Consider the following 5,366-nt stretch of genomic DNA (forward strand, 5'->3'; position numbering starts at 1 on the left):
CCGGACGCTGACCAGGTGGGGACTACACGAGGGCGCAGTTACCGGCTACTGGCGGCCCATCGGGAACAGCGCAGCCCGTGGTGGCGCCGGTGGTCGGGGAGGCCCCGCAGCCATCGGCGGTGCACGGCTCGGAGTCGGCCATCCCCGGACTGATCTCCGTGATGTCGCTGGTCTGACAGTCGAGGTCGAAAGCGTCCGCTAACACAGTCGCCATATCTCTGCTCCCTGAAGTCGGAGGTTCAGTGGTTGACCCGGCCGGACGGCCGGGAATCGAAGACGCCGGTGCTCAGTGCGACACCAGCAGGCGGGAGTACGGGTTCGTGATGACCTGTCCCTCGGGCAGACGGTCCACCGGGTACTCCGTGCGGTAGGCGCGGAAGACGGGCTCGAAGGTGCCACGCCGGCCGCTGCCGTTCCATGCCTCCACCTGGGAGGCCAGCACACCGGCCAGGGAAGCCCGGTCCGGCCCGTAGGCGCGGGCGCCCAGCTCGAAGCCGTTCTCGGCAGCGCGGATGGTCAGGAAGGCGAAGGTGTCACCTCGCCAGGTCGCGGCGGTCTCCAGGGTCCAGCCGCTCAGGCCGGCCTCCACCGCTTCCGCGGTGGCTCGGATCCGCGCGCAGGGCAGCGAGCTGATGAGCCACAGGTCCAGGGACGGAAGTACGCCCTCACCGGGGCCGAGAACGACGCCGCTCCACACTGTGTGGGACTCCCCGGACGCGACGGCGGCCGTCAGCGCCTGCTCGTCCGCCTCCTGGTCGTCCCCCAGGGTGAGCAGCAGGCCCTGACCGTCCAGGTCGACGGTCCGCCCACCGTGCCGGTTGTCACCCTGCATCCCGACGAACCCGCACACCGTGTGCCCATGGCTCCGCAGGTGATCGCCGTCATGCTCGAACGCGATCACCTGACGCGTGCCACGCACGCTCAGCGGCACGACCAACCGACCGTCCTCGGCGAGCTGATCGGACCACGCCGGCGGCAGGTCCGGGGCCTGGACGGTCACCATGATGACGTCCCACCCACCCTCCGGAACGAGGTCCGCAGGAGCCCCGTACGTGCCGTCCGCGCACAGCACGCTCACCCGGTCCGCGTAGCCTGTCTCAGCCAGCAGCCGAGCTGCCCGCTCGGTGACCTCCGGGTCGATGTCGATGCTGAGGACCCGGCCCTGCTCGCCGACGATGGAGGCCATCAGCGCGGCGTTGTAGCCCCCGGACCCGATCTCCAGGACCTGCATGCCGCGCCGCAGACCGGAGAGCTTCAGCATCCGCGCCTGAACCCACGGCGCGGAGACAGAACTGATCGGGTAACCGGCATCGTTCCGCTTCGTGATCACGGCGTCGTTCGCATACGCCTCTGCCAACGTCGCCCCCGGCGCGAAGCGGTGCCTCGGCACTTCGCGGATCGCCGCCACGATCTCCTCCGTCAGCCCTTCCGGGCGAAGTTCGTCGAGGAGCCGACCAACAAACTCATCGGCAGACATCGGGTTCGCTGTCTCAACGGTCATAACTGAGCCTTCTGTCGTGGTCCTAGGTCATCGCGGAACTGCACCGCAGCGGCATAATGATGTCGGAGCGTGCTCGCCTGAATACTCCTTGAGAGTGCGTGTGTCATCCGAAGGCTTCCACCACCCACCTTTTGCACTGCTCAGGACAAGAGACCTGGCTGTGCACTAGTTGTGCACGAATATTTCGGTTATCGATAGGGCATTTCGAACCAGATCACCTTGCGCCACGCGTAAGGCGGGTGAAGGGTGGACCACCCGAGCCCGCTCGCCATGGCCTGCAACATCCACAGACCACGCCCTGACTCGGCCTCCCAGCCCGGCGCCGCACCGACGGTCGGAAGACGCGCGGACGTGTCGAACACTTCCACCCGCAGGAAGACGCCGTCCCGCCACGTGACGCGCATGAGGCGCCAAGGCGTGAACGTGTGCCAACACGTTGCTCAGCAGCGCTGAGACGCCCAATTGCACTGTCTCAGCAGCACCTTCAGGACTGCCCCGCTCGCGAACGGCCCCGCCGGCTGCGTGGCGATGAACGTGGATGCTGCCCCCGGCAGCCATGGTCATCCATGGCCGCAGAGGCCCGCAGCGCACCGGCTGGTCATCGCAAGTCACCTCCACATGCGGACGCGCGGAATTGCCATGTGCACGCAGTTGAACGATGACGCTCCGTCGCTCGCCACCTGCGCAGAATCAGCATCGCGTGACAGGCAGCCTCTAGTCCACAAGCACGCGTTACTGAAATGATGCAGTGCACTGGCAGTCAACAGTGCTGCACGGCTGGAGGGTCCATGGAGCTGACAGACCGAGGGAGGCGCGACGCCCGCTTCGGGAGTCGCATCCGGAAGCTACGAACTGACCGGGGGCTAACTCTCCGGGCCTTGTCCGAACAGCTTGACGGATACGCCTACAGCTACTTGTCCCGCGTCGAACGGGGCATCCAGCCGGCGTCCCGTGCGCTGGTAGCCGCCTTGGATGCCTTCTACGAGGCACAGGGTGCCCTGAGCGAGTTGCACAGCCTTGAGAGAGACATCCAGTTCGCCCGGTACAGCAGGGAGTACGTGCGTCTGGAAAGAAGCGCGCGACGAATCGAGGTTTTCACCAGCTCGATCATCCCCGGCCTGCTGCAAACCCGTGAGTACGCGACCGATCTGTTCCGCACAGGTTTGCCGGCCGCCGACCGCGAGGACGTGGCAGCCAAGGTCGCAGCCCGCATAGAACGACAAGCCATCCTGGACGGCGAGGATCCCCCCTACTACTGGGCAGTCATGGACGAAGCAGCCTTGATGCGACCCATCGCAGGCGCCGGAATGCGACCCCAACTCAAGCGCCTGCTGGCTGCCTGCGACCGCCCTCGGACAGAGATCCAGGTACTGCCATGGCGCCAGGGGCTACACCCACTGCTCGGGGGAAGCCTGACGTTGCTGACGATGAGCAACGGGGCCTTGTGGGCCCACGTCGAAAGCTTCTCCTCCGGCCAGACCGTAAGCTCAGACGAGGACGGCGAGAAGGTCATCGAACAGCGGACGCGGTACGACGTAGCACGTTCCATGGCCCTCTCCACCCGAGAATCAGCCGTTCTAATCCGTAGATACCTGGAAGAGTCCGAATAGTGAAGACAGAGGATCTGCGCCAGAGGTGTTGGCGCAAAAGTAGTTACAGCGGGGCAGAGAACGGAGACTGCCTCGAGGTCGCCGACACCGCAACCGGCAGGCTGCCGGTACGGGACTCCAAGCTCCCGGAGCGGGTAATGCGGGTCAACAAGGAGGCGTGGGCTGCCTTCACCTCCGCCATCAAGACGGGCGCCATCTGACTCACCGAGCCCTCCAGGAGGAGGGCTCGGTTGCTCTCCTGTTCCGCCTCAGCCCCGTGGAAAGACCGGGCGGCCGTTGCGCAAGTAGCTAGGCTGGCCAGCCGCCAGAGAATTCATTGCTTCCGAGAATCGCAAGCTCGTGCGCTGCGGCAGCAACGAAGCCGCGGCGCCCGGACGGAGGAACGCAACTTTCCCGACCTCCCCATCGGTCTCCTGCGGCCGGAGTGCGCCAACCTCGCTCTCATGAAGCGAGCCTCCGTCGAAGACCAGCGCGAACTGGTCATCCCACGGACCGTGTGACGCCACCCAATCCAGAACCAGCAGCCCTCGCAGCCTGACGTTCAGGGCCAGCTCCTCCAGAAGTTCCCGCCGCACCGCGTCCTCTGGGGCTTCATTCGCCTCCGCCATGCCACCGGGCAAGTCCCAGCCCGGCTTATACGTCGGCTTCACGAGCAGTACGCGGCCCTGCGGGTCGCGGACGATCGCGTCCGCAGAGACACGTTTGCGGGCCTGCTTGGCATTGCCCTCCGCCAGGTAGGCGGTCCAGGCTTCGGGATCGGTGGGTGATGGGGCGCTCGACGTCATGCGGAGATGCCTCCCGGGGACTGCGGCGGGACGATGTCGGCCAGCAACAGCATTCCCGCCCTTCGCGACTCGTCCAACCGCCCCAGGTACTCCCGGACCGGCCGGTAACCGACATGCAGCGCCAGCTGACTGCGGAGTTCGTCCAACTGCCGTACCACCCGGACCGACCCGAGTAGCGGGCTTGCGCTCAACAGATCACGCCCAGCAGCGACAGCGGCATCCAGGTCGCCCCGCCGGAGGTGGATATCCACCTGGCTGATGCGGCTGAGCACCAGTGAGCGCGTCCGACCTGCCTCGCGCAGGGCACCGCTTCCTCCGCATGCTCCAACGCCCCGTCCAGCAGACCCAGATCGCGCAAAATCAGCGCGGACTCGCTGGCAAGCGATGCCACCTGCCACAACGTCCGTTACTCACTGGCAGGAACCGCCGCACCGGTTTCCCACTCGGCATCCGTGAGATCACCCCGAGCCATGCCCGGGGCAACGCCCCGGAGCTCCGCCAGTCACATGATCGACCGGACAAGTCCCAGGAGCGGATGAAAGGGGCCCAGGCGGGGAGCGGATACCCGCGCATGCCCCCGCCTGCCCGCACTGCCCACCCAGCTGGTCGCCCTGCCCAAGCGGACCCCTGCCGGGACCACGTGGGCGGGGGCGCGTCACCGCGGCGTCACAGCGCGGCGAGTTCGTCCGTCAGGTCGTCCAGGCCGAGCGAGCCGAGTGACAGGGCCGCCATGTGCCAGGACTTCAGGTCGAACGCCTCGCCCCGCGCCGTGCGGGCCGCCTCGCGGCCGGTCAGCCAGGCGCGTTCGCCGAGCTTGTAGCTGATCGCCTGCCCCGGCATACCGAGGTAGCGGGTCAGCTCGGAGCGCGTGTACTCCGGCTCCGTCCCGGTGTGGATCCGGAAGAACTCGGTGGCCAGCTCCGGCGTCCACACCTCGCCCGGGTGGTAGCTCTCGCCCGCCGGGACCTTCAGTCCCAGGTGCATGCCGATGTCGATGATCACCCGCACCGCCCGCAGCATCTGGCCGGAGAGGTAGCCGAGCCGGTGCGCCGGGTCGGTCAGATAGCCGAGTTCGTCCATGAGCCGCTCGGCGTAGAGCGCCCAGCCCTCGGTCGCCGCGCTCACCGAGCCGACGCTGACCTGGAAGCGGGAGAGGCGTTCCTGCACCAGCACCCACTGCGCCAGCTGGAGATGGTGGCCGGGGACGCCCTCGTGGTACCAGGTGGAGACGACGTTCCACACCGGGAAGCGGGTCTCGCCCAGCGTCGGCAGCCAGGTGCGGCCCGGGCGGGCGAAGTCCAGCGAGGGCCGGGTGTAGTACGGGGCCGCCGCGCTGCCGGGCGGGGCGATCCGGGCCTCCACCCGCTTGATCGGGTCGGCCAGATCGAAGTGCGTACCGTCCAGATCGCGGATCGCCCGCTCCATCAGCTCCTGGAGCCAGACCCGCATCTCCTCCTCACCGTCGATCGC

At 67.3% G+C, this 5,366-nt stretch carries 6 protein-coding genes; 2 read left to right on the forward strand and 4 right to left on the reverse strand.

Translation table 11 applies throughout. The features are described 5' to 3' along the window. Positions 1 to 286 precede the first annotated feature (286 nt). Entirely contained in the window at positions 287 to 1,477 is a 1,191-nt protein-coding gene (fxlM, locus tag ACFV5N_RS24150; protein ID WP_385603584.1) for a methyltransferase, FxLD system, read from the reverse strand. A gap of 812 nt (positions 1,478 to 2,289) precedes the next feature. On the opposite strand from fxlM, the gene ACFV5N_RS24155 reads away from it, so the two are divergent. Beyond that, complete coding sequence (locus ACFV5N_RS24155) at positions 2,290 to 3,111, forward strand: helix-turn-helix domain-containing protein (RefSeq protein ID WP_385603587.1); 822 nt, start codon at positions 2,290 to 2,292, stop codon at positions 3,109 to 3,111. After that, complete coding sequence (locus ACFV5N_RS24160; RefSeq protein ID WP_385603589.1) at positions 3,111 to 3,311, forward strand: DUF397 domain-containing protein; 201 nt, start codon at positions 3,111 to 3,113, stop codon at positions 3,309 to 3,311. Before ACFV5N_RS24155 ends, ACFV5N_RS24160 begins: the two co-directional genes overlap by 1 nt. Before the next feature lie 48 nt (positions 3,312 to 3,359). On the opposite strand, the gene ACFV5N_RS24165 is transcribed toward ACFV5N_RS24160, so the two are convergent. From ACFV5N_RS24165 to ACFV5N_RS24175, 3 genes are all read right to left on the reverse strand, one after another. Next, a complete protein-coding gene (locus ACFV5N_RS24165) occupies positions 3,360 to 3,896 on the reverse strand; it encodes an NUDIX domain-containing protein (RefSeq protein WP_385603592.1) in 537 nt (178 codons plus the stop codon). Continuing rightward, a complete protein-coding gene (locus ACFV5N_RS24170) occupies positions 3,893 to 4,168 on the reverse strand; it encodes a hypothetical protein (RefSeq protein WP_385603595.1) in 276 nt (91 codons plus the stop codon). The genes ACFV5N_RS24165 and ACFV5N_RS24170 overlap by 4 nt, the downstream gene beginning before the upstream one ends. Positions 4,169 to 4,562: 394 nt before the next feature. Continuing rightward, a partial coding sequence (locus ACFV5N_RS24175) for a DUF885 domain-containing protein (protein ID WP_385603598.1) occupies positions 4,563 to 5,366 on the reverse strand: 804 nt, incomplete at its 5' end.

It is taken from the genome of Streptomyces sp. NPDC059853, from assembly GCF_042731495.1.
In the GTDB taxonomy this organism is placed as follows: domain Bacteria; phylum Actinomycetota; class Actinomycetes; order Streptomycetales; family Streptomycetaceae; genus Streptomyces.